This is a genomic window from Providencia rettgeri (genome assembly GCF_013702265.1).
Taxonomy (GTDB): Bacteria; Pseudomonadota; Gammaproteobacteria; order Enterobacterales; family Enterobacteriaceae; genus Providencia; species Providencia zhijiangensis.
In genome coordinates, this window is the sequence record NZ_CP059348.1 from 1,043,036 (window position 1) to 1,068,903 (window position 25,868).

General features: G+C 38.3%; 22 protein-coding genes. 16 read left to right on the forward strand and 6 right to left on the reverse strand.

The features are described from left to right. Window positions 1-53: 53 nt before the first annotated feature. Entirely contained in the window at window positions 54-509 is a 456-nt protein-coding gene (locus H0913_RS04655; protein WP_154604486.1) for a hypothetical protein, read from the reverse strand. A 205-nt stretch (window positions 510-714) separates the two neighbouring features. Continuing rightward, the gene (gene cptA, locus H0913_RS04660) at window positions 715-2,424 is read right to left on the reverse strand and encodes a phosphoethanolamine transferase CptA (RefSeq protein ID WP_154639409.1); all 1,710 of its coding nucleotides are present in this window, start codon (window positions 2,422-2,424) and stop codon (window positions 715-717) included. 368 nt (window positions 2,425-2,792) lie between these two features. Here cptA and H0913_RS04665 point away from each other — a divergent pair, with 368 nt between their 5' ends. From H0913_RS04665 to H0913_RS04690, 6 genes are all read left to right on the forward strand, one after another. Further along, a complete protein-coding gene (locus H0913_RS04665; RefSeq protein ID WP_154604488.1) occupies window positions 2,793-3,971 on the forward strand; it encodes an ion channel in 1,179 nt (392 codons plus the stop codon). 33 nt (window positions 3,972-4,004) lie between these two features. Next, entirely contained in the window at window positions 4,005-4,622 is a 618-nt protein-coding gene (gene ccmA / locus H0913_RS04670; RefSeq protein WP_181478058.1) for a cytochrome c biogenesis heme-transporting ATPase CcmA, read from the forward strand. Continuing rightward, window positions 4,622-5,287: a heme exporter protein CcmB gene (ccmB, locus tag H0913_RS04675; protein ID WP_181478059.1), complete on the forward strand. Its 666-nt coding sequence runs from the start codon at window positions 4,622-4,624 to the stop codon at window positions 5,285-5,287. Before ccmA ends, ccmB begins: the two co-directional genes overlap by 1 nt. Window positions 5,288-5,328: 41 nt before the next feature. Continuing rightward, complete coding sequence (locus H0913_RS04680) at window positions 5,329-5,739, forward strand: thioredoxin family protein (RefSeq protein WP_232368830.1); 411 nt, start codon at window positions 5,329-5,331, stop codon at window positions 5,737-5,739. After that, window positions 5,727-6,542: a sulfite exporter TauE/SafE family protein gene (locus H0913_RS04685; RefSeq protein ID WP_181478060.1), complete on the forward strand. Its 816-nt coding sequence runs from the start codon at window positions 5,727-5,729 to the stop codon at window positions 6,540-6,542. The genes H0913_RS04680 and H0913_RS04685 overlap by 13 nt, the downstream gene beginning before the upstream one ends. 261 nt (window positions 6,543-6,803) lie before the next feature. Further along, a complete protein-coding gene (locus tag H0913_RS04690; protein WP_154604492.1) occupies window positions 6,804-7,808 on the forward strand; it encodes a LacI family DNA-binding transcriptional regulator in 1,005 nt (334 codons plus the stop codon). A gap of 58 nt (window positions 7,809-7,866) precedes the next feature. On the opposite strand, the gene H0913_RS04695 is transcribed toward H0913_RS04690, so the two are convergent. The 4 genes from H0913_RS04695 to H0913_RS04710 all read right to left on the reverse strand — a co-directional run bounded on the left by H0913_RS04695 (window position 7,867) and on the right by H0913_RS04710 (window position 12,618). Further along, entirely contained in the window at window positions 7,867-8,838 is a 972-nt protein-coding gene (locus H0913_RS04695; protein WP_036954045.1) for an ABC transporter permease, read from the reverse strand. A 10-nt stretch (window positions 8,839-8,848) separates the two neighbouring features. Then, window positions 8,849-10,333 carry a sugar ABC transporter ATP-binding protein gene (locus tag H0913_RS04700; RefSeq protein WP_154604493.1) on the reverse strand — a complete coding sequence of 495 codons (1,485 nt, stop codon included), beginning with the start codon at window positions 10,331-10,333 and terminating at the stop codon, window positions 8,849-8,851. A gap of 190 nt (window positions 10,334-10,523) precedes the next feature. Beyond that, window positions 10,524-11,384 (reverse strand): ABC transporter substrate-binding protein, encoded by an 861-nt coding sequence (locus H0913_RS04705; RefSeq protein ID WP_414153954.1) that lies wholly within the window; start codon window positions 11,382-11,384, stop codon window positions 10,524-10,526. Between the two features lie 160 nt (window positions 11,385-11,544). Then, window positions 11,545-12,618 carry a zinc-binding dehydrogenase gene (locus H0913_RS04710; protein WP_181478061.1) on the reverse strand — a complete coding sequence of 358 codons (1,074 nt, stop codon included), beginning with the start codon at window positions 12,616-12,618 and terminating at the stop codon, window positions 11,545-11,547. A gap of 555 nt (window positions 12,619-13,173) precedes the next feature. Between H0913_RS04710 and H0913_RS04715 the strand changes: the two genes are divergently transcribed. The 10 genes from H0913_RS04715 (at window position 13,174) to H0913_RS04760 (ending at window position 25,816) form a co-directional block, all read left to right on the forward strand. After that, complete coding sequence (locus H0913_RS04715) at window positions 13,174-13,734, forward strand: LemA family protein (protein ID WP_154604494.1); 561 nt, start codon at window positions 13,174-13,176, stop codon at window positions 13,732-13,734. 21 nt (window positions 13,735-13,755) lie between these two features. Further along, on the forward strand, window positions 13,756-14,799 hold the full coding sequence (locus tag H0913_RS04720; protein ID WP_181478062.1) for a hypothetical protein: 1,044 nt from the start codon (window positions 13,756-13,758) through the stop codon (window positions 14,797-14,799). A gap of 1 nt (window position 14,800) precedes the next feature. After that, the gene (locus tag H0913_RS04725; protein WP_181478063.1) at window positions 14,801-15,343 is read left to right on the forward strand and encodes a LemA family protein; all 543 of its coding nucleotides are present in this window, start codon (window positions 14,801-14,803) and stop codon (window positions 15,341-15,343) included. Then, window positions 15,340-15,732 (forward strand): hypothetical protein, encoded by a 393-nt coding sequence (locus tag H0913_RS04730; RefSeq protein ID WP_181478064.1) that lies wholly within the window; start codon window positions 15,340-15,342, stop codon window positions 15,730-15,732. Before H0913_RS04725 ends, H0913_RS04730 begins: the two co-directional genes overlap by 4 nt. Before the next feature lie 96 nt (window positions 15,733-15,828). Then, the gene (locus H0913_RS04735; RefSeq protein ID WP_181478065.1) at window positions 15,829-19,698 is read left to right on the forward strand and encodes a DNA-binding protein; all 3,870 of its coding nucleotides are present in this window, start codon (window positions 15,829-15,831) and stop codon (window positions 19,696-19,698) included. A gap of 908 nt (window positions 19,699-20,606) precedes the next feature. Then, window positions 20,607-21,233 carry a fimbrial protein gene (locus tag H0913_RS04740; RefSeq protein ID WP_181478066.1) on the forward strand — a complete coding sequence of 209 codons (627 nt, stop codon included), beginning with the start codon at window positions 20,607-20,609 and terminating at the stop codon, window positions 21,231-21,233. Window positions 21,234-21,290: 57 nt separating this feature from the next. Next, the gene (locus tag H0913_RS04745) at window positions 21,291-21,950 is read left to right on the forward strand and encodes a fimbrial protein (protein WP_181478067.1); all 660 of its coding nucleotides are present in this window, start codon (window positions 21,291-21,293) and stop codon (window positions 21,948-21,950) included. A 35-nt stretch (window positions 21,951-21,985) separates the two neighbouring features. Beyond that, window positions 21,986-22,639, forward strand: a complete 654-nt coding sequence (locus H0913_RS04750) for a DUF1120 domain-containing protein (protein ID WP_154604499.1) — start codon at window positions 21,986-21,988, stop codon at window positions 22,637-22,639. Between the two features lie 40 nt (window positions 22,640-22,679). Further along, window positions 22,680-25,094, forward strand: a complete 2,415-nt coding sequence (locus tag H0913_RS04755) for a fimbria/pilus outer membrane usher protein (protein WP_181478068.1) — start codon at window positions 22,680-22,682, stop codon at window positions 25,092-25,094. Window positions 25,095-25,129: 35 nt separating this feature from the next. Beyond that, window positions 25,130-25,816, forward strand: coding sequence for a fimbria/pilus chaperone family protein (locus H0913_RS04760; protein WP_181478069.1), 687 nt, complete (start codon window positions 25,130-25,132; stop codon window positions 25,814-25,816). Window positions 25,817-25,868: the final 52 nt, after the last annotated feature.

A 25,868-nucleotide genomic window follows, 5' to 3' on the forward strand; every position in this document is an offset into this window, starting at 1 on the left:
AAGCAGACAAGATCTGCCTGCTTTAGAATGAAAAAAGGGGAAAATGCGATGATTTATTTCTTCGCATCATTCTCTGATTTTAACGCCTCAGTTTTGTCTTTAGCGTCAGTGGCAAGTTCGTCAGCCTTGTTAATGGCATCCGTTTTCATGTCTTGTGCTTTTTCTGAAAACTCACTGGACGCTTTGTCATACTGTTCTTTGAGTTTATCGGCGGAGTCAGATGCATCTTGTTTCAGCTCATCCGCTTTTTTCTCACCTTGGTCCGCTAACGCTTTGGCTTTGTCTGAGAGTTCAGATGTTTTGTCAGAAACATCGTTTTTCACATCTTGCGCAGTGGCTTTTGCGCTATCAGATAACTCCGTGGCTTTTTGCTCAGTCGCGTCTTTTAACTGAGTGGCTTTTTCTTCGACTTGTTGAACCGCGCTGTCTTTTTTTGATGAATCATCACAGCCAGCGACGAGAGTTAAAACGCCTGCAACAACAAGAGAAGAAATGATTTTATGTTTCATTATTAATTCCTTAACAGGTCATGTTAGAAAAATACTAATTAAACGGTAAATTCATTTGGGGCTAAAATACCGACATAGACAAATCAAAATGTAGCACATGAAATGGAAAAAGATCCATGTAGCGTCTGTAAAGATGTGTGGGAAGGAGCTTGTGTGGGAAGGAGAGAGCGCAAGTGAGTAAACACCCACTTGCGCTGATTGAGGTTTATTTCTTTAAGTCATCATACAGCATCATGGATGCTTTATTTTCTGGGTCACCAATCCAACGAGGTTGTGGTTGGTACTCAGTGTTAATCAGACTTTTTTGTGGCTCAAATCCGGTGTACTTCAGACCTGCCAAATCAGACCATGTATAGATAAAATCCATATTGCTGTATGGGCGAGCGGTTTTATCTTTCAAGTCAAATTGATGAGTCTGTAACCATTCTGGCGACTGCCAGACTAAGAATGGTACGTTGTACATCACTTTGCTTGGCTTGCCTTCGCTACGACCTAACATTTCATGTGGTGGCGTGTCGTAAACATCTTCACCATGATCGGAGAAGAAGACTAAGAAGCCATTTTCTTTTGAAGAGTCGAAATCTTTGATCAGTGAAGAGACCACATAGTCATTGTAATGCTGAGCATTATCATAGGCATTGTAATCTTTAATTTGGTCGCCTTTTAAGTTGGTCGGCACTGGGCTATTGCTATCGGTGAAGATGGCTTTATCTTCAGGATAACGGAACTCATAGCGCATATGGGTACCAAGTAGGTGCACCACAATAAATTTCTTCTCAGCAGGATCGGCTAAGGCTTCTTTGAATGGGTCGAGCACCACGTCATCATAAATACGGGAGCTTTGCGCCATATCGTTGTTCAAATAATATTGCTTATCAGTTTGACGAGAGAACGCCGTTAACAGCGTATTTCGCTCAGTCATGGTTTGCTGATTGGTGATCCAGAACGTTTTAAAGCCAGCTTGTTTCATCATATTCATGATAGATGGGCGGGAATTAAACAGATCAGGCTCAGTTTCTGAAGCAAAGGTTAAAATTTGTTGTAACGCTTCGATGGTATAAGGGCGTGGCGTAACCACATCGTTAAAGACCGCCAAATTGTTTGGATACTGTTTTTCCAGTTGATCAAGCTCTGGCGTTGTTTGACGAGAATAACCATACAAGCTCATTCTGTCGCGGCTGGTGGATTCACCAATCACCAACACAAACGTTCTTGGGGTGTTGCCATTGGCATCAACAAAATTTTCTAATGGTGGAATTTTGCTGTTGTCGCGGATTAATTCTTCCATGTTTGCCAGTTGGTTCTTATACAGGAAGTAACCACTTACAAACTGCCATGGTGCGGCATACGCTAATTTACTGTTAACGTAGGAAACCACGTTTTCGAAAGGGCGCTGCTGTTTGATGGCTTTATTGTAGTAAGGCACACCAAATAGCACGATCAGAACGAGTGCGGACACAATCACACGTCCAGGTACTGGCAACGTGACAGGTTTTAAACGTGTCCATAGGAAAATAGCGCCAAGGGTATAAGCCAAAATCACCGCAATCACTTTAAAGCTCAGATATTGGCGTAAGAATTCACCCGCTTCGTTGGTGTTGGTTTCGAACATCACAAACATCACGCTTTGGGATAATTGATGCCCATACACCACGAAATAAGCGAGAGCGACAACCGAGGATAGCCATAACACAATCCCGATTAAGCCTGCCACAAGTTTGATTTTTCGAGGGAAAAATAGCGCGGGAACTAGCCAAAGTGAGCTATAGAGTAAAGAGTCTCTTAACCCGATGGTGTTACTTTGTCCCGTAACAACCACATACAGCTGCAGTAAAGATGAGAAATACCAGAAAAATATTAACAGCCAGAACAAGGACATCCAGCTAAACTTTCCTGCTTTTATCGAATTAACCATAAATTTTTAGCTCTTAATTATTAGTTTCGTTAAGTAACAATCAAAACATAGTCGAAAAATCGTTTTTTAGATAGATAGTTATCGAGTAAGTTCAAATTATATTAAGAATGTGTTTACTGTTTTATTGTTTATTGTAGATGCAGATAAGGACTAATTTATTACACTGTTTATCAATGATTTTTAAATCATTTATAAATTTTTATTTTTGGCGCTCATTTAATGATTAACTCATTCAGAAATGAGGCTTTCCTTCACGCTTTTCATTTATTGCATAAGCAATGGAATTGATATTATTCTTTGTTAATCTATTAGCTAGAAATACTGATGGCATTTAATTGATAGGGGATGCGTAATGCGAGGCATAAACGATGCTAGATAACGCCTTTGTGGCTTTTTTGAAATCCGCTTTAGCCGTGAGAATTCTGCTCTCCATTTTAATTATCGTTGATGGCGGACTCATCTTGAAGCCCATCTTAAGTGCTTACACGGACTATATCGATTGGCGTCAAAGTGGATTTACCGAGTGGTTAAAATCCTTAGGGTTTATGAAATTGCTGGATATTCCCCGCTTCTTACTGGGTATCTCGCTGATCTTTCTTTCGCTATTTATGATCAATGGCGCGCGCATCGCATGGGTTTTCGCGCTCTTATTATTGGCAATCATTGCCTTTGTTGACTTAAAAGTGGCAACGGAACATGTACGACAAGGTTATTTCTCCTTTGGCTTGTTTGTCGCATTAACGCTCTTTTGGAAACTGTACCCTCGACACAGTATCAGTAGCGCAGGGTTTGTGGCGCTCACTTGTATTATTTCATTATTGCTCTATTCCATTTTCGGTACGCTGTATATCGGCGATGAATTCATGCCCGTTGTGAAAGATGGCACCACGGCATTTTATTTTGCGCTGGTGTGTATGACGACCGTAGGATTTGGCGATATTGTGCCTGTCACCTTGGATGCCAGAGTCTTTACGGTGACTGTAATTATTTTAGGGATCACCATTTTTACTACCTCCGTGGTGTATGTGGTGGGTGTATTAGCCAAAGGTACCAAAGAGATTGTTCGCAAGAGGTTTTCATATATGAAAAGTCATTATGTGGTGATTGGTAGTACCCCGATGGCAGTCAATGTCTATCAAGCACTGAAAAAACGGGAGCTGCCAGTGGCGGTGATTTGCCAAGAAAGCCACCGCAGCCACTATCCCGAAAAAGATAATATCGTGACAGGCGACCCAACGGATTCCGCGTTATTGGCGGAAGCCAATGTGAAACAGGCGAAATGTGTGCTGATCATGACCGATAGCGACTCGTTAAGCACCTTTGCTTTACTCGGTGTAAAAGCGCAATCAGGCAGTAAAAGCGAAGCAAAAACCGTGGTATTGGTTAACCAAGAGTCAAACATGGATAAAATCCGTTTGCTGAACCCGGATATGCTGTTTTCACTCTCATCCCTTGGCTCGGAAGTTTTGATGCAAGTGCTTTGCGGTGAAACAATTTCTAATGACAGCATTAGTGATATGCTGCTGAACAAAATCACAAAAAGCTAGCGACCTCACGGATGTTAAAAGGAACTCACCCCCATGTTAAGTGCGGATAAAATTACCTGCCATCGACAAAATAGAACGCTATTCCGGCAGCTGAATTTTTCGGTTTTGCCGAATCAAATTTTGCAGGTCGAAGGACCTAACGGGGCAGGGAAAACCACACTGTTACGCATGATGGCTGGGTTATTAAAACCAGATGAAGGTGAGATTTTATGGCAGCAGCAATCTATTGAAAAACTTAAAGAAGAGTTTACTCGCCACTTGCTGTATTTGGGGCATAAACCGGCCGTAAAGTCGTTGCTAACCCCCTATGAAAATCTGAAGTTTTATTACCAAATGCACCACCAAGAACCCGAAGGTGACAAAATCTGGTCTGCGCTCGAAGAGGTCTCTTTGATGGGGTATGAAGATATTCCGGTTGGGCAGCTTTCAGCAGGGCAGCAGCGCCGAGTCAACCTTGCTCGCTTATGGTTAAGCGAGGCGCCACTGTGGATTTTGGATGAGCCATTCACGGCCATTGATGTGGCGGGTGTCAATAGGTTAACTGAGCGTTTTCATCAACATGCAGAACAAGGTGGCATGATTTTATTTACGTCGCACCAAGCGATGAAAGGACACTTTGGGACATTAAAACTGACAGGCGGGTACGAGTGATGTTTTGGCTATTAATAAAAAGAGAGCTCAAAATTGCCTTTCGTAGTTTCTCCGAATTGGTTAACCCACTGTGGTTTTTCTTAATCGTCATCACGCTTTTTCCATTGAGTATTGGGCCTGAACCGCAATTATTGGCACGGATCTCGGTGGGGATTTTCTGGGTGGCCGCCATTTTATCATCGTTGTTATCATTAGAGCGTTTATTTAAAGATGACTATCTGGATGGCTCGTTAGAGCAATTATTGCTGGCACCACACCCTCTGTTTATCACAGTTTTAGCCAAAGTGATTTCCCACTGGCTAGTGACGGGGCTGCCGCTGGTACTACTTTCCCCTGTAGCGGCGGTCATGTTATCCATTAATGGCGACACATTATTGGTGCTAGCGGGCACGTTACTGCTAGGAACGCCAGTATTGAGCTTTATTGGTGCGATTGGTGCGGCGCTCACCGTATCATTAAAAAAAGGGGGCGTGCTGGTCAGTTTACTGGTGTTACCGCTATATATTCCGGTGTTAATTTATGCGACGGGCACGATGGAAGCGCACAGTTTTAATATGCCTCTTGGCGGATATTTTGCGATCCTCGGTGCACTATTTGCAGCAAGTATAACCTTTTCTCCGTTGGCGATTGCTGCCGCATTGAAGATCAACGTAAGTAACAGCTAGGGGAGATTTTTTCCAACTGAGCTGATACAGTCGGTGATGTGATGCTCAGCGTAAAAGGAAAAAACATGCCCGCCGTTCCCCTTATTAGTAGCGATAATTTTAGCCGGCTGTTATCTGACCCGATGCAGCCGAGCGGGCAATGGGCGTTAATCTATTTTTGTGCATCATGGTGCCAGCCATGTAAGACCATGCAGCCTATCTATTTACAACTCACGGATTACTTTTCTGATAATGACCCGCATTTTGGTGGACGTATAAATTTTGGTGGCCATATAAATTTTGGAATAGTAGATATTGCCCAATCCCCGACGATAGCTCCTCAGTATGGAATTAAATCCGTACCTTCTATTGCGCTTTTCCAGGATTCTCGTCTTGTGGATTTAATGGCAGGGGAATTTCAACTTTCACCGCTAATTACTCAAATAGAAAATAGGCTGCTATGTTCACATTAATATTAGAAGGCTTGGTGATTGGCTGCCTATTAGGATTAACGGGTGCTGGTGGCGGTATTTTAGCGGTTCCTGCATTGATGACATCTCAAGGATGGGGCGTCGCACTTGCCGCACCAGTGGGATTATTGGCAATTACATTGGCGGCATTGGTTGGCGTTATTCAGGGGCTCATTCAGCAGAATATTCGTTATAAAGCGGCTATTTGGATTGCGTTAATTAGCATTCCTACCGCCAAATATGGCGTTTATTTAGCACAAATTGTTTCACCTCAATGGTTGACTTTAGCATTTAGCCTCGTGATGCTGCTGGTTGCATATCGTATTGTTTTTAAAAAAGTAATTGAAGATGATGATGCCCCGTGCAAAATAAATCAGCAAACCGGAAAATTTATTTGGAATATCAAAACGGCATCTATATTAGGAGGAATTGGATTAGTTGCTGGATTACTGACGGGACTATTAGGCGTAGGCGGTGGGTTTATTATTGTGCCTGCAATGAAAAAATTTACCAATTTAAACCTTAAAAGCATTATTTCCACCTCGCTGATGGTGATATTCCTCATTGGCAGCATTAGTATTTCAATTAATATATTGAATGGTTTTGAATATCCATTAGAGGTGAGTGCAACCTTTATTTTAGCCTGCGTTTTTGGGTTGGTTGTGGGGCGTTTTTTGATTAGCTACATCCCTGTTAATATTGTTCAAACTATATTTTCATTATTGGTTATTTTTGTTTCATTATATTTATTATATTCAATTTTTGTTTTTATAAATAATAATGGGCTCCCCAGTTTATTAATATAATAAACTCATTCCCATTACTCATTTATTAGTGGTTTTTCAGTTTTTTTACTTTTAAAACAATTTTTTATATTTGGCTTGATTCAAATTGAGAATATTAGGCATAAGATGCTATTGGTTTGATGTATAAGAAAGAAAACTGATTTATCTTCAATGATAAATAGGTATAATGGATTAATCGCAATTCTTATTCAGCAGCGACATCAACAGAACACGCTATACCCTACCAAATACAATAATCATTACAGGTTGACTAGCATAAATATGACTAAACAAGATAGTTCAACAACCATCATTGATATCGCCAAACGCGCGAATGTGACCGATATTACGGTATCTCGAGCTTTTAATCACCCAGAATTGGTAAAAAAAGAGACGCGAGAAAAAATACTCGCTATCGCACAAGAGTTAAATTATGTCCCCAATGTATTTGCACGGAATTTAAAAAATAAAAATAGCCGAATTATTGGGGTCGTCACGGACAGTACCTTTAACCCATTCTATGTGGTATTAATCCAGACGGTTTCCCGTTTAGCGAAAGAGAAAGGGTATCAGGTGATGATCTTTGATACCGATAGCGATGAAAAAGCCGAACAAACCGCCATTGAAACCTTAGTTAGCTATAAGGCTAGCGGCATTTTACTTTCACCTGTTCGTGACGATAAAGCCTATCAACCGAGTTATTTGTCATTGATTGATCAGCATAAAGTCCCATTGGTTTTTGTTGACCGTTCTATTTATGGTAAAGATTATCCTGGGCTGTTTTTGAAGAACTTTGAAATTGGGGCATTAACCGGTAAATATCTCAATCAGCAACGTAGTGAAAATACCTTAATTGTCTCAGGGCCTGAGCATTCTGAAATTAGCCTTTCACGCTTAGCGGGTATTTATGACCAATTTACCAACCGTAAAAATATTCATGTCCTGTACAGCAGTTATATTTTTAGTAAGAAAGATGAAGAGTATTTAAGAGAAAAAATAAAAGAGCTCTATACACCCAATATGTATATCGTGGGGTTAAACGGAATTATTACCGCGGGGATGTACAAAATTATTTCTGAACTCGGATTATCTTGCCGTTATTTCTCGGTGGACTTACCACCTTATGCTGATACTTATCATTTATCGATTTCAGGCGTTCACCATGACTCAGTTTATTTAGGTAAACGAACAGCGGAATTATTGTTTGCAGAGATAGAAGGTGGCTCCACCAAAGAAACGGGTTCCAAGCAAATTTTCGTCAATGGCAAACTCGTAACTTACGATTAAAAAAATAAGGATTTCATCATGAAATCCTTATTTATTATTTCTCATAACAGCGTGAAAATTAACGCTTCATTGAGCTAATTAAGGTTGCGCCCCAGATAATTAAGCCTTTTACAATATATTGAACGTACGGCGAAATACCCAATAGGTTCAAGCCATTGTTTAGCACACCTAAAATCATTGCACCGATCAATGTACCGATTATCATTCCGCGACCACCGGCGATAGATGCTCCACCCAAAACTACTGCTGCAATGGCATCAAGCTCAAAACCTACACCGGCATTAGGCTGACCACTCATAACACGAGAGGTAAAAATCAGTCCGGCAAATGCGGCAGTGAAACCACTGATGACGTACACCAACATTTTGTAGCGCTCAACGCGGATACCACTTAAACGCGCAGCCTCTTCGTTACCGCCAATCGCATAAATATAGCGACCGAATGGAATATGATTAAGCACTACATAAAAAATCAGATACAGACCCAGCATTAACAGGATAGGTACTTGAATTCCCATCAATTCTTCACGTCCCCAAAAAGCAAACTCTTGAGGTAAGCCAGAAATAGGGTAACCACCGGTGTAAATTAGCGCTAAGCCTTTCGCGATGATCATGGCGCCTAAAGTCACGATAATCGGCGGCATTTTACCGTAAGCAGTTAAAATCCCATTAATAAATCCAAATGCGATACCAGATAGCAGACCCAGTGCAATGGCAATGGAAGGGTCCATACCATAATATTTCATTAATCCAGCCATCAATGTACCGGATAGCGCCATCACCGCCCCAACGGAAAGATCGATTCCTCCGGTTAAGATGGCGAATGTCATCCCGATAGCAATGATTGCGTTAATAGAAACTTGGCGGGCAATAGTGGATAAGTTATTTACCGTTAAAAAATGTTCATTAAAAATGGACATACAAGCAAATAAAATAATTAACCCAACGAGAGGTAAAAATGCCGGTATCTTGGTTAATTTGGCAAAATTAAATTTATTCTTCGCCAGTGGAATTGTACTTTGGTTAGACATAGTCATGATCCTATATAATATTGCCGGCCGCATGTAACATAATTTGGGTTGAGTTAATCTCGTCCCCACTTAATTCAGCAGCAACTTCTCCATCTCGAAACACCAAAACACGATCGCTCACGCCAATAACTTCAGGCAGCTCGGAGGAGATCATAATAATTGAGATCCCTTTTTCGGTGAGTGAACGCATTAATTGATAGATTTCTGATTTTGCTCCGACGTCGATACCCCGTGTTGGCTCATCGAAAATAAGAATTTTGGCTTGTTTATTCAGCCAACGTGCAATCACCACTTTTTGCTGGTTTCCGCCGCTAAGCGTTGAAACCGCTGTATCTGCTTCTGGTGTTTTAACTTTGACCTGCGAAATTAAATCAAGAGATAACAAATGCTCTTTTTTGTTTTGAATTAAGAACAGCTTCTGGGCGTGGTTATTTAGCCAAATATTCTCTTTAACTGAGAATGGCAAAACCAACCCTTGGGTTTTACGGCTTTCAGGTAAAAGGCCAATGCCTAACTGGAGCGCTTGCGCCGCAGACTTCACTTTGACGTCTTTCCCCTCGAGAACCACTTTTTTCTTGTAGGCTTTATCTGCGCCTATCATGGCGAGAATATTTTCAGTGCGGCCTGAGCCGACTAAACCTGCAAGACCGAGTATCTCGCCTTTTTTCAATTGAATGCGGTTGGTTGGGCTAGAAGCAAATCGTTGAATTTGAGCATCGAGAATGACCTCTTGCCCATCAAAATGACGTTTTGGCGGGTAGATATTTTCGACTTCACGACCCACCATCATTTCGATGATCACATCAAGGTCGGTATCATCTACCTTGCGGGAGCCAATATATTGACCATCTCGCAATACGCTAATGGTGTCGCAAATTTCATAAATCTCTTCCAAGTGGTGAGAGATAAAGAACATGCCGACGCCTTTTGCTTTCAGATCACGCATCACATCAAATAGGTGATTGGCTTCTTTGGGGGTTAATGTTGCCGTTGGCTCATCTAATACCAATATTTTGGCATCAAGAGAAAGCGCTTTGGCAATTTCCACAAATTGTTGCTCAGCAATACTTAAATGGCTAATAGGTTCATCAATATCAATATTAACGCCCAACTCAGATAGAATTATCTGCGCTTTTTCACGCATGAGTTTTCTATCTAATAAGCCAAATTTATTTTTAATTTCCCGGTTTAAAAAGATATTTTCAAAAGCATTCAAATAAGGGATTAACGAAAACTCTTGGAAAATAATACCGACGCCCGCTTTAATGGCATCACGATAATTATGGAAGGTGTGCTCTTCGCCTTCGATAAGTATTTTCCCGCTATCTGGTTTATGAATTCCACACAGCACTTTCATTAGCGTTGATTTACCCGCACCATTTTCACCCAGCAGTGCGTGTACCTCTCCTTTTTCTAAAGAGAGATTAATATTATCTAGCGCCTTAACCCCAGGGAAAGTTTTACTGACATCTTTTAATGCTAACAATTGCATCATGTTGCTTCCCTTGTTTTCTTTACCGCTTAAAAATGGGTAACAAAGCGAGTTGGAAAGATAAAACGATTAAATAGTCAAAATAAGCCAATAAACAGAGTGTCATTTATTTTTATTAACGGTATTGCGCCAGTGAATAATCCACAGACGCAATACCGAGTTAGACTTATTTATTTACTTGTTGATTTACCGATTACCAATGGAAATCTTTAGCATTGGTTTTGTCGATTAACTTAACATCCAGAGGAACTTCTTTAGGTACGTTAGCTCCCCAGTGTTTTGCTAAGCCCATGGCTAAACCAATACGCACTTGGTCACGTGGGAATTGTGCAGAGGTAGCGATAAACGGTGAATTACCTTTGGCAATTTCAGCGACGGCTTCAGGAGAACCATCAACACTCACCAGTTTCACATCACGGCCCGCAGATTCGATGGCCGCTAATGCGCCTAAAGAACCCACATCGTTCACACTGAAGATACCATTCAAGCCAGGGTTAGCTTGCAGCATGTTTTCAGTGACGTTCATCGCAGTATCACGCTCTTGTTTACCGTTTAATTTGGTCACAATCTTGATATTTGGATACTCTTTCATGGCTGCTTCAAAACCACGAACACGCTCAAGGATTGGCACGACAGGGATACCATCAAGGATAGCAACTTCACCTTTACCACCTAATGATTCACCTAAACGTTTACCCGCCATTAGGCCCGCTTCGTAGTTTTTAGATCCAACGAATGAATCGATTGGACCGTTAGCTTGTGCATCGATTGCAATGACCACGACACCGGCTTTTTTCGCCGCTAATACCGCCGTTTCTGCACCCACGCTATCCGCTGGGTTAATCAGCAGGATATCGATTTTCTTCTGCAGCATATCTTCGATGTCGCTCGTTTGTTTTGAGACATCGTGTGCCGCATCAGCGATGTAAAGCTGAGCGCCCATTTCACCTGTTGCGCTTTCTAAAGCCTCTTTCATGGTCACGAAATATTCGTTATTCAGTTCTTGAAACGACATTCCGACAGAAACAGGTTTTGCTGTCGCGTTAAAAGCCATGCCCAGTGTTAAAACGCTTGCTGCAACAGCTAACTTTTTAAATTTACTCAACATAAGATGTTCTCCTAAAGAGTCTTTAGTGTTATAGGGTACTGCTAATATTTATGATTATTAATGACTTACTTTAATTATGCTGATACTGCATTTCACTACAACAGCATTATGGCTTGATAACGACTTTGATAGAGTCTGCCGATTTCGCCATAACAAATGCCTCTTCCCAATCATCGATTGAGTAGAAGTGGGTAACGATATCATCAGCGCATACTAACCCGCGGCTAAATAGGTCAATGGCAACCTCGTAGCTGTATGGGCCTAAGTGAGCACCTCGGATATCTAACTCTTTACGGTCACCGATAATTGACCAGTCTACGGTTGTTTCTTTACCGAAAACGCTGAACTCGACAAAGCGACCTAGTTTACGGATCATTTCTAACCCTTGAGTCACGCCGATTGGTGCGCCAGTCGCTTCGATATACACGTCGCAACCGTAACCTTCAGTCATCTCTTTAACCAGTTTGATGGCATCTTCTTTCAGTGGATTGATCACCACATCAGCGCCAAATTTCTTCGCTAATTCAAGGCGTTCATCGATAGCATCGATAACGACTAATTTTTTCGGGGTTTTGAGTTTTGCGACTTGGATCATGCACAGACCCAGTGGACCCGCGCCGGCGATAACGACAACGTCATTTAAATCGATATCACCGCGACGAACGGTATGGATGGCGCAAGCCATTGGCTCGATCAGTGCGGCATCTTTTTCTGAAAGCTCATCTGGAATTTTGTGAATAATGGCACGCTCAGAAAAACGCATATATTCAGCCATCCCACCATCGGCAACTTCTTTTTGGAAGCCGTAAATATCATGGGTTTCGCACATCCAATATTTGCCTGACTTACAGAAACGGCACTCCCAGCAAGGCACGATTTGTTCCGCTAAAATACGGTCGCCCACTTTCAGACCATATTTTTCACCAGAACCTTCACCCAGCTCAGCAACGCGTCCGTAAAACTCGTGTCCCGGTACGACAGGGGCTTTGATCCATGGGTTTTCACCCCAGAACATTTGAGCGCCATCATTCGCTTTACAGTCACCTGCGCAGATACCGCATCCGTCGACTTTGATGACCACTTCACGAAACCCTGGTGTTGGTCTTTTAATTGCATCAAAGCGGTAATCATGGGGACCATGACATACAACAGCTTTCATTTTTTCAGGTAGGGTACTCATATTCTAATAACCTCATTCTGGATGTTGGCTATAATGTTGACGTCAACATTAAACGTCGCTTTTGTAACTAAACCGTTCTCTTTGTAACGCTTGACGGCTAAAAATAATAATGGTGTGAGAAAAGTGATGCTCTATTGTTATAAATAAATTGTTTAGTTTTTAATATGACGACGTCGTCATTTTTGAGAGAAGCTAAATAAAAAAGTGATAATTGTGATTCAAATCCTATTTTTTATTTAAGAACTCTTTTGTTTATGAGGTTTGTTTGACAGATAAAATGCAAACTATAGTGGATTCGATGATTTTCGAAAGAGTATAATTAGTTTCGTTATTTTCAGAAGTGAAGAATCTTTGAAAAAACATTTCAGCTAACATTTTAAGGTGAAATTTGAATTAGTTTGCGTCATTAATGTGATCGCGATCGATTTGGTGTGGCGTATAAATCTCTATTAATCCTTTTCTTTGCTATTTTTCCGATTGAATAAAAAGTGTTATATCGATAACTTAAATTAAATATCTCTGCATTAATGATTTTTTTAATTAAAAGGCATAAAAATGGCAACAACAATGATTGTTCTTCTGGTTTTACTGCTTATTTTAGCGGGATGGGGAATTTCTATTTATAACCGCTTGGTGAGTACTCGGAATCAAGTTAGCAATCAATTTGCCAATATTGATGTGATTTTAAAACAGCGCGCGGATCAGATTCCCCAATTAGTCACCATAGTTGAAAAAGCCATGGATCATGAAAAAGCGCTGTTTACCTCATTGAGTGATGCTCGCCAAAATTATTTCAGTGCTAAAAATGTGAATGAAAAAATTGCGGCATCGAATGAAATGGATAAGGCATTAAAAAGCCTCGTGGCGGTTGCTGAAAACTACCCAACGCTAATATCGGGTGAACAGTTTACCCAATTACAAATTGCACTAAGTGAAGTGGAAGATAAAATCGCTCAGCGCCGCGAAGGCTTTAATGACGCAACAACGGAATACAATACGGCGATCCAAATGTTCCCAGACAGTATTTTTGCCAATATTTTTGGTTTTACTGCGTTGCCTTTATTGGAAATCTCTGAGGCTGAGAAAAAATATGATGGTGTTCAATTCAAATCATAATCACCGTTAAAGGTATCATCTGTGAATATCTACTATTTTCTAGGTGCCGCATTAGGCGGCATTCTTTTTTATTTAGACCGAAAATATTCCAAAAAGCGTAGATTAAACTGGGGCATCATTCCTTTTACTGCGGTGCTATTTGGGGCATGGGAAACTATCTCGCCGAGACCTGGCGAATATGAACGCTACTTTTTCTATGCCGTGGCTGTAGGGATGGCTTTTGCGGCTAGTCGTATTGTCGTTGGAATAACGGAAAGCGCCTATGACCGCTATCAACGCTTACAAAAGGAAGGTTCCTCAAAATTTACTGCATTATTAAAAACCCTTGTTGGCACGGCATTAGCCGCGTGTTTAACCATGGGTTTTTTCATCGATATTCGCCTCTTTTTTGTGGCTTTCGTCTTACTGTTTGTTTTCAGTTTTATTCAAAATACCCCCGAAAAACGCTTTCTAAAGTTTCAAAAAAACCTCGCGACTTCAAAAATTCGCTCAATTGCGATGGGGCTCGTAGAAGTAGAAGGGAAAATAACATCAGGAAAGGAAGTTAAAAGTAAGTTGGGTAATCGCAGCTGTTATGGTGCTTTCTATTATGAATATTCTATTTCTACCGATAAAGAAGGTAAAAAAAGTTATACCCTCAGAGACAGCAGTGTTCAGCTACATGATTTCACCATTACGGATGATACTGGCTCAGTGAAAGTTATTTGTGAACCTGACTATTTTGTCCATATCGGATTAATACCCCATCAGGATTTTGAGAGTGGTAACCGGCGCTATAAAGAGTATTTGCTTGAAAGCGGGAAGAGTTATTTATTGATTGGTTCAGCGGACAGTGAGAATGGTAAAGTGGTGATCACCCGTAAAGCGCCACACATGTTATTAGGCGTTTCGCCATCAGATTATGTGACTAGCTGGAATAAATCTGCACCAATGCGCCGGAACATCGGGGTGACTGCAATGATTGCAGCTATTCTGATTGCGTTAATATTAATGACGCCAGTGAGTTATCAAGATGGATATTTAACGCTTCATTTTAACCAAATTTCGTTATCTGACAGTGAATGATATGAATCAGATTATCTTTTGGATTTTTGTCGCCGTGATAGGCACTATTTTGGTTCGCTATATTGTGGGGATCTACAACAATATTATTTTCTTGAAAAATAACTGTGAAAAAGCGTTTGCCAATATTGATGTGCTCCTAAAAAAACAGGCAGATTTAATGCCTCAATTAACAGTCATAGCGGAAGGGGCAATGGCCCATGAAAAGCGTTTAATTAGCGAATTACTGCAAAGCCGTCGGCATTATTTATCCACGGAACAGCTCGACGTTAAAGTGGATTCCGCAAACCAATTTCGCTCACATTTAAAGCCGATTTTTTTACTGGCAGAAAAATACCCCAAGCTAATTAGCCAGCAGACGCTTTTAACATTACAAACCTCAGCAAAAGGGCTTGAAGACCAGATCGCGGATCGCCGAGAATTTTTTAATCAAACTGTCACGTTATACAACACCAATATTCGTCTTTTCCCGAATCTCATTTTTACGCTCTTATTTCGTTTTAAAGATATTCCCTTGCTGTATGTTCAACAGGAGTCTGCATCATGATCACCATTCCTTTTTCATGGTTTGGTTTCACCGATTGGTTGGTGAATAAAGGGGAGCCGGGGTTGATCGTGATATTTGCCACGTTTGGCATGATCCCCGCCTGTATTGTTTTCACGTTGGTGATGAGAGTGGTTGGGATGAAGAAATTCATCGCTCCTGTGGTATTGGGCATGATGAGCTCGATGTTTATTAGCATGATGGTGCTTATTCCTCTGTTATTAATCTTTCGCTTCGATAATATTCCAAAAGCGATGTTAGTGTGGATGGTGGTTCTGGGAAGCTGTATTGTCTTTTTCCTAATGAATATGAATTACATTGAGATTTGGTCATCAAGCCGAGAAGACAAAAAGAAAAAGAGTGTGACGGCGAGAAAGAAACGGAAAAAATAAAACTTCAAAAGTCGATGATACGATTGACACTCCATTAATTAAATTTAATGATTATATAAATTATTTATAATTATTAAATTTAGGACAATGGAATCAATGTCGGAAGTAGATAATGCAGTGCCAGAAAACACTGATGATGAACAAAAAGAAGCAAAGCAACGAGAAGCAGAACAAAAAGAAGTAGAACAAAATACGGAAGCACCTGAAAATAAAACTCATAATTTATATGATACATTGACCCCTAAAGTTATCACGGGGGATAGTGTTCAACCCTATTTTGATGCCTTGGACTTTGCTTTATCTAAACCGGATGTGACTAATATTGCGGTAACGGGACCATATGGCGCAGGTAAAAGTTCAGTTATTTTGTCTTACTTTGACAACAAAAAAAATCAAAAAATAAAGAACGCTTTAGAAGCTTTAAAAAATCGTAAAGCAGGGGTTTTGAAGGCCTTAAAACCGCCAAAAATGATAAATGTTTCTCTTGCAGATTTCGCGTTATCAGAAAAAAAGAGTAAAGAAAATTTATCTGGCTCACCTGATAATACTCTAACTAGCACGGAAATTGAATTTAGTATTCTTCAGCAAATTTTATATAAAGAAAATGAAAATAAATTACCTGACTCTAGGGTTGAGAGAATTAAAAATCGTAACTATAAACATGTACTATCGGCATTTATTTTAACAATAATAGTTATTGTACCTATACTTACATTTTTAATTTCAATTTTTCCAAGAGTAATTTTGTCTACTTTAGGAATTGAAGAGAGTTTATTATACGAAATCTCAAGAAATTTTGAAGGACGATTAGTGTTCAGCGCTATAAGTGGGCTGATAGGCTTATATGCTATTGTCTATGTCGCTTCAAAAATAGGTTTTTTTGATAAAAAATTGAAAATTAGTAAAATTGCTTTTCTTCAAGGAAGTGCAGATCTGACTTCTCAAGAATCTCCTTCACTACTTAACCAATGCTTGGATGAAATCGTCTATTTTTTTTCCCGCTCAAAGTACAATGTTGTTGTTTTTGAAGACCTCGACCGTTTAGAAAATGCAGCTATTTTTATTAAGCTACGAGAAATAAATAAGGTTATCAATAATAACCGAGAAAATAATCCTGTCAGATTTATCTATGCCTGTCGTGAGGATATTTTTCTCGGTGGAGATGTAAGAAGTAAATTTTTTGACTTTATATTGCCTATTATTCCTGTGATGGATACTCGTAATGCGTCAACTCATTTGGAAAATAAACTTAAAGATTTTCCTATAGAGCATAAGCCTCTATTGAAACGACTATCTCGTTATATTAGTGATATGCGTGCTATGCAGAATATCGTCAACGAATTTAATTTATTTAAACAATTGGTCGATAATGCCAATAACCAAGCAACAATATTGGCATTGATATTTTATAAAAACACCTATGCTCAAGACTATAATTTAATCGACAAGCAAGCTGGGGTTCTGTATTCATTTATCCGCGACTATCGCTCTTATCGATTACATGAGAAATACTTTTCAGCATTAGAGCAACAGTTATCAGATCTAAATGAAAAAATATCTAAGATTCAAAATGAAACTACGAATTCAGATTTAGAACTTCGTAAGGAAATTATTGTACGATATATTTCATTTGATTTGTGGCCAATTATTTCATTTGCAAAGGAGAATAGAAATAATTATCCATCATTATTTTCAGCGTATACTCTTTGTGAAGAAAGTAGTGAATTTGTCAATTTCTTCAAAGATATTGAATCTTTTATTTTAAGTTATAATGAAAATGATCCTCGGGTTAATAGGCATGTGGTGGTTAATAATTCCGCTATATATCATGAGTATGAAAAACGGATTAATATTCTAGCTAATAAGAAAGAAGAGGAACATAAATCCATACTAATTGAACTTAACAAGGTTAAAGAGAAGATCCGCATTCGAAATACTATATCTTTAGCTGAAATTATAAAACTTATGAGTTGGGATGAATTTAAAGAAACTGCGCTGGTATATATAAATTCGTGTAATAGTTCCATTATTAATGGTGATAAATTATCTGCACTTTCTGAAGGATTCGAAGCAGATGGTTTAGATGCACTCTATTATTTATTAATTAATGGGTATATCAAACAAGATTTCATGATGTTTCGCTCTATTTTCCAGCCAGGAAGTATTTCTCAGAATGACAATGAGTTTATTAAAGCCATTGAGCGAGATATAAGTTGTGTAGAGAGTAACCAGCAAATTATTTTAGAGAATCCTAAAAATGTGCTTGATGAGTTGATTAGTGAACAGTATCAGCATAAAAATGGAGCGATTCATCATCAGATTATCAGATTGCTACTTAGTCATCAAAATAAGAGAATATTATCGGAAATGGTCTCTATGATTTTTCAAAAACCACTACATGATATCTTCAATATATTTAATGTTTTAAACAATAAATTTGAAAACCCTAATCATTTTCGTCAGTTTTTAATTTTTTCATTAGAAAAAGAACGTTATCTTGATAATATGATTTCTGTACTTATAAAAGAAAAAGAGGAGGAAAATGAAAATAACCTTACTCTGATTTCTATTGCGGTTAATATGATCGTATCTATTAATCCTACTATATCAAGCAATCAAAATGCGTATCGACAATTTGTCGAAGAGTTGGGCTTTACTTTAATATCATCAATAGAATCATGTGATTTGCAGGGTTATCTATACAACTGTCAAATACTCGGTGTGATTTATCACGATATCCATTTACCTATAACTCCAGAAGATGAGGTGGCATTGCGCTTTATTGCCGAGAACCAAATGTACTCGTTAAGCGAAAGTAACTATGCCATGGTTGTATCTGGGCTATTAAAGGATGACCCAAATATTAGCTATGAAACAGTTAAAAATTACCCATGGTCATCCCTAAAAGATGAGCGAGTTGCTTGTGTGAAAAAATATGTTAATAAAAATATTGATGATTTTGTAAGGGATATTTTTATAGCATCGAAAGAGTCAATCGATGAGATTATTGAAGTCTTTAAGCATAGTGATCTGAACGATGAATTAAGATTCGATATACTTAGAAAAATGCAATTTACAGTCAGTACATTAGATGATTTTGATATTGGTGGTTCTAAAGGTTCATATTTAAATCTACTTTATGCGTATGACCATATATTACCTACATGGAAAACTTTGATTTTTTATATTATGGATGACGATTGTGATAATGAAATACTCGTTAACTATATAGAAAAACACGCACAAGCATTGGGTGAGTCAGAATTTAGTCTCTCTGATAATGGGTTATATACCCAAGTTTATCTGAATGTAATTTGCAATGAACAAATTGGTGATGCTGCTTATTCCGCGTTATTAAAACCCGCGGAGATTGATACTACTTATTGGGACGACAAGCTTACACTCAAAAACTTCCAACGTTTGATTACAGATAATAAAGTTAAGCTAGATGAAGTAAACTATATAAACGCAGCAAATCTCTTTGTTCCCAATGATAAGTCGTCAAAAGCATATGCATATTGGCTATCTCAATTTAAAGAAATATTTTTATCAAATACCGATTTTTACTTATTGAAGGATGATGGTTGTCTCGAAGATATATTATCTTCGATTAGCCAGTCCAATAACTTCACTGTGCACGAGAAAGTAGAATTATTGCTTAAATATCGTGGTGAATACAGCGAGTCTTTCCTAGAAACGCAAAATTTCACCCATGAAATTTTAATTAAGTTACTGACAGCGTTGGTTAAAAATGAAGATTATGATAAGGCGGCGGTTGCTAATCTACTAGAAAAAAGAGATGAAAAAGAGTTTATTAAAATATTTAAGCAGAAAACAGCGACATTAAATGTCTCTAATAAAAAAGGAGCTGAGCAGTTTTTGAAGGCACTTAAAGCCAAGGGCATGCTGAAAAAATGGAGTAAAATCAGTAAGAATAAATACTTTGTCGATTGTTTATATGATTGATAGCAGTGAGCCTCACATTTAAAGTCAGGCTTAACACCTTTCTATAGAATCAAAATCGCACCATGTCACCCAACCGCCTATATGGCGGTTTTTTTACTATTGCTTACATTATATTTGACTGTTTTATAGAGTAGGTCAAAAAATAAATTATTAAACTGTAGGATAATGGCTTTATAATCCACCAAATAAAAATGAGTGACTAGGATAAAACACAATAGGTAAGTTGTATATATCATATTAAGATAGTCATAATATGACTTTTAAAAAGGATGGCTAGATAAAGTCACTATTATTACTCTTCATCAGTGTAACAACTTAGTTATGGTTTTGGTGTAACTTCACAGTTTTGTATGGTTTCGTTAGTTTACTGTTTATAAGTGTGAATGGTTTACTTGGTTATTTGTTCGTATCATTTTGATTTATAATAAAATAAAATCCATTCTGTCTTTTTTTGTCAATTATCGACCTTTTATTTTTACTCTGTATATGTGTTAAATTGTAATTGTTCGCTAATCGGAATAAATAAAAAGTATATTTGATATAAAATACTGTATTTGTATTCTTTTTATGATGATTCTAGGTTTAAATATATTCAATAGATAATCCTAAAACGAGTAATTGAGTTTACTTGTTTGTTTTCTATGATGAAACATGCTGAAATACTTTGTAATAAAGCAAAATTAAATAATTTGCTTTATTTAGGCTAATTCAAATTCTAAAAATATATGCTTATAATGGCTCCATCGAGTTAATTAGGCTGATGAGGTTTATTAGCTTTAAACCGATATTGAAAATAAATAAAACCAACTAAATATCTAAAATATTCTTGTTTGAATTTTAATTTTAAAATTCCAATAGGAGGGGTTTTATTCGTTTAAATATTATTTTTATTTTATAGGATTTATTTCATGTTTAAGAAAACCATAATTGCATTATCTTTAATTTCTGTTTCAAGCGCGACATTAGCAGCGGCACCCGTGGCTAATTTAAAAGTGTCAGGTTCAATTACACCACCAACTTGTACTATTAAAGGGCAGAATGAAGTTGACCTAGAATATGTATTTGATGTGTCACCTGGAATGTTCCCTGTTTCTGGTAATTTAGGGCTTGATGCAAAAACAAATAGCATTGAAGTGATTTGTGATGCAGCGACTTATTTAACTTTCTCCTCTACTGATAACCGTGCGAGTTCTGTATTAACCGCGGGTGTATATAACTTTGGTTTAGGCCTGTTTGATACTGATAAAAAAGTTGGTTTCTATACAATCAACATGAAGAATGCGACAGTTAAAGCGGATTCTTCAAGCGCTGCTCAAACTGTCGGTATTTCGAATGGAGCCACATATGGCACAACAATGTTTATTGATAGAACGAAAAAAATGGCATGGGCAACAGCTGCAAGCACATTAAAAGCAGGGCAAATTTTCGCAGCAGACTTTGATGTAAAACCAACATTGAGTTCCGAATTGAAAACAAGCTCAGGTGATGCACAATTAGATGGTCATGCAACATTAGCCTTTGCTTTCTCTCTCTAATTTTTTGATTGAAATGAATAGATATAAATTTATATCTATTCATTATGGAACGGAACTATGATTAAAAAAATAACACCATTAATATTATCGACAGTGTTAATATCTCCAGCAGTATTTGCCAATACAACTGCAAATATAAAAGTATCCGGCAAAGTTGCAATGCCAACCTGTTTAATTAATGGAAATGAACAGTCAGATGTTATTTTTGAATTAGCAAAAACATCACCAAGATATTTAAGCCAAACATCCTATACGGTATTACAATCACCGGTTAAAAAGAATGTCACTGTGACTTGTGATGCGGAGACATATTTAACCTATCGAGCAACGGATACATATCAAAATACGCCATGGCCTACTGCATCTGGTGATAGCTATTTTTTTATGGTGAATTCGGATAGTCCAGATAAATCTGTAGGTGCAGTGATGTTTGCTGTTTCTGATGTCACCATTGATTCTAAAACCGCTTTTATTGCAAGTGATGGTGTTACAGCAAATAATGATATCATGACTAAAAAAATACTTAATGGTTTTGGTACAAAGAGCTCAACAATATTCGCTAATAAATTAACAGCAGGAAAAGTATTCTCTGCGGATTTTGTAACAACTAGCGTTTATATTAGCTCAATCAACCAATTAACGGCAGCCGGTATTGATTTAACATCTAACGTTGATTATCAAGCAGAGGCTGTGCTGGCGTTTAACTTTGGTATTTAATTAAATTCTAATGAGATTTATTTCTTGGGGAATATATGCGTTTATTTGTCACTCCAGTAACTAATAAAACTATATTGTTATTTATATATTGTAGTCTGTTTTTTAGTGAAGCAGTTTATTCGCATACTTTTCAAAATAGAAATATTATTGAACAGGTTGAGTCACCCCCTACGTGTGAAATCGTTATCCCTGATGGCGGGCAATATCAATTTAATCAATTGCATGCTCGCCAGTTTAATGCAGTTAAAGCAACGGAAATACCGGAGATCACCAAAACATGGCAAGTGTCGTGTAATACGCCAACTCAATTGCTTGTTCAGTTTTCGGATAACCGAAGTGATTCATCACAGTTGGGAAACGAAGATTATTTTGGACTAGGGAAAGTGAATAACCAAGGACGATTAGGGAATTACCAGCTGATACTTAACCAATCTAAAGTGGATGGTCAAGCGGTTGGAATCGGTGCTGTGGAAGGCTCAGGGCCATTTCAACGCACTCAAGGAGCGGTATTAAAAGGAAAAAAATACGCATGGTTTACAAATGAAAACGTATTATCCAGTGGAAAAAACTTCACCGTTAATATAGCCGTTAAGCCTATATTAAACAGCCTTAAAGAGACCAATGGTCCAATTATTGATGCTGTGGAATTAGATGGTAGCGCAGATATTATATTTTCATTTGGAATATAGTTTTAATTCTTAGTAATTTATATTGGAAATAAAAATAATAATGAATAAGAAAAATAAATTTTCTTATTGCCAGCTATTTTTAATTTTTGTCGTACTGCATGTAAATAATTCCGATGCATCTGAATCAGTAAAGGGTGGAGCAGGATCGTCAATTAATTTTGATATCGACTCTTTAAAATCACTAGGGTATGGGGCAGAGGTCGCTGAATTCTTTATGAAGGGTAATCAGTTTTTACCTGGAAATCATGATGTCACCATAAAATTAAATGGCAGTAATGAATATACTGCGAATATTGAAATCAATGAAAACGGTGAGCTTTGCCTGACTGACGGATTAATGAGTAAGTTGAGGTTAAAAAAAGTTAACTTAACGGATGGATGTAATACATTCGAACAAATTTACCCTGAAGCAAAAATTGCATTACATCCTAGCTCCAACCAAATAGATATGGTGGTTGCCGAAGAGAATTTAGACCCAAAGTTACAAGGTAATGAGTTAACGTACGGTGGGTTTGGTGTTGTCAGTAACTATCAATTATATGGTATGCATATTAACGGTAATTACAGCCAGCGTTTCTACCAAGGAGAGTTTGAAACAGGCATTAACTGGCAGAATTGGGTTTTACGAAATAACAGTAGCCTTTCTGCTGGAGACTCAAAATCACAATATCAATTTAATGAAACTGTACTGTCAAAAAGCATCGAACCTTTGCAGTCGTTATTAGATATCGGGCAACTTAATACACAAGGCGCATTTTTTGGGGGAACACCGCTGGATGGTGTGCAAATTTACTCAGATAGCTCTTTGCAAGGTTCGAATGTTTTAGTTGTTCCGGTGACTGGTTTTGCAAGTACACCGTCAACGGTTGAAGTTCAGCAAAATGGACGGCTGCTATATCGAACGATGGTGCCAGCGGGGCCTTTTGAGTTAAATCGTATTAATAATGTGGTGATTGGCTCACCTCTGGACGTCACTGTTTTCCAAGATAATGGTGAAAAACAGCAGTTTCAGGTGGTGACAGCCAACCAGCAAACTGCGGTTTCGCCCATGAGTTATCAATTTTCAGTGGGGCGTTATCGTAGCCAAAGTGATCTGCGAACGGATAAACCCATTATTGGCAGTGCAGAAATAAGCCAGCAATATGGCATGTCAAATTATGGCGCAGGCTTACTTTATTCAAATCAATTTCAAGCGGTGAGTGGACGACTTAACTCTTATTTTGATTTTTCAACGCCGATTTCTACGGGGATTGGTGTTCAAAGTGCGAGAAATAATGAAAAGCGTGGGGAGCAGATCGATTTCAATAGCAATATTGCATTTGAAAAAATGACATTCGGGGCATCTGTTTTATATCGTACGAATAAGTTTCCAACCTTGGATAGTTCATTATTAAAAAAGCAACCCGCTCAGGATGAGCAAGAAAATACGAATAGATGGTTTAGTGGAGAATTACAAACTACCTCTTCGTTATTTGCAAGTTGGGGTGATGTTACATGGGGGCGCTTTAGCGCTAACGTAAACCATAATCATTTTTATGGCGATAAATCTGATACCGTTTTTTATTCAGCAGGCTATAGCCGAAAAATTGCAGATATTTCGATGAATGTGAGTTACCAAACGGGTGATGACCGAGATAGCCGAATTTTTATTAATGCATCGATGCCGTTAGGTAAGAAAAAAAGTGTCAGTATGCAGAGTCAATATTACCAAGATAAAACCATGGTAATGGCAAATTACAATCAGCAAGTCAGCGATAATTTAAGGTATTCCGTTGGCGCTGGTCGTAATGATGGCTCGAGTGTAGTGAATGGCAGTATTAATAATGCCAATGCGTATAGCAATATTTCGCTGAGCGGTTCGATGTCCCAGAATAATACGCACTCAGTCACGGTCTCTGCATCAGGCGGCATGGCGTATTCCGATGGGTTATTTGCAACATCATCGGTACCTTTAGGGGACACCTTTGGCATCGTGTACGTACCGGATGCACCAGGGGTTAGAGTCAACACGATGGGCAGTGGCACCACGATAACGAATCATTTTGGGACGGCAGCGATTTCATCGTTACCAAAGAACCAAAAATCTACGGTGCACTTAAATACAGAGAAACTGCCCCTGAATGTGCGTTTGGATACAACGTCGTTTGACGTTGCGGCGGCGAGAGGGACTGTTATGACGAAGCGCATTCAGGCAACCACAATGCGCCAATTATTGTTGAGCATCAGAATGGCCAATGGTGATGACGTTCCTTTTGGTGCCAGTGTACTTAATAAAAAAGGTGATTATATGGGCGTCATCATGGGGGAAGGTAATTTATTACTCAGTAATGAGCAAATTGGTGATGACATTATTTTACGCTCACCTAACTCTGATGATTGCATTATTAAATATAACGTGCCGGAATTTTTTTCCGCTGAATCACTTTATGAAGAGGCAGATGCTATCTGCCAATAATCTTAATATTATTTGAATACAAGTTTGAGGTTTCAATGAAAAAGTTAATTTATATCGCATTTTTAAGTTTAATGGGCTTAATGAGTGTATCTGCAAAAGCGAGTTTCCAATTAGAAACGATGACTGTTATTTTAGATGCAGGTGAAGAGCGCAAAGTATTTAGTGTAAAAAACACATCGAAAGAGCCTATCTTATTATCAACAAAAGTCTCTGATTTAGAGGGTTCGCAGCCTATGGCTAAAGATATTATGGTATCTCCGCCAATTGTTAGAATTGAACCAAATGAAAGCCAGCAAATTAATTTTGTTTTAAAGAAAGGGTTAGATTTAAAACAAGAACAGATTTTGCGTGTTTCTTTCCAAGGTGTCGGTGCCGTTAAGCAAAACTCTGCAAAAATGCCTATTCGCCAAGATGTGGCCATGTTGATTACGCCTGCAAATGGGGTATTAAGCCAAACGCCTTGGAAAAATATCACCGTTAATCAAAAAAATAATCAACTGACGTTGACGAATACAGGGGATCAAGTTATTCGCTTATCACCTTCAGTCACGACATTACCGAGCAATGACGCTTATACCATTGATCAATTTTATTTAAGACCGAATGAAAGCAAAACTATTAATGTGAAAAACACAGTACAGGAGTTAGTGATTTCCCCATTAAGTCGTTACGGTTTTAAAAATCAAAATAATGAAACCATCAAAGTCACTCATAATGGATAACTTTATCTATCAGTAGGATCGAAAATTAAATTTTTAATTTAATCGTTCCAGT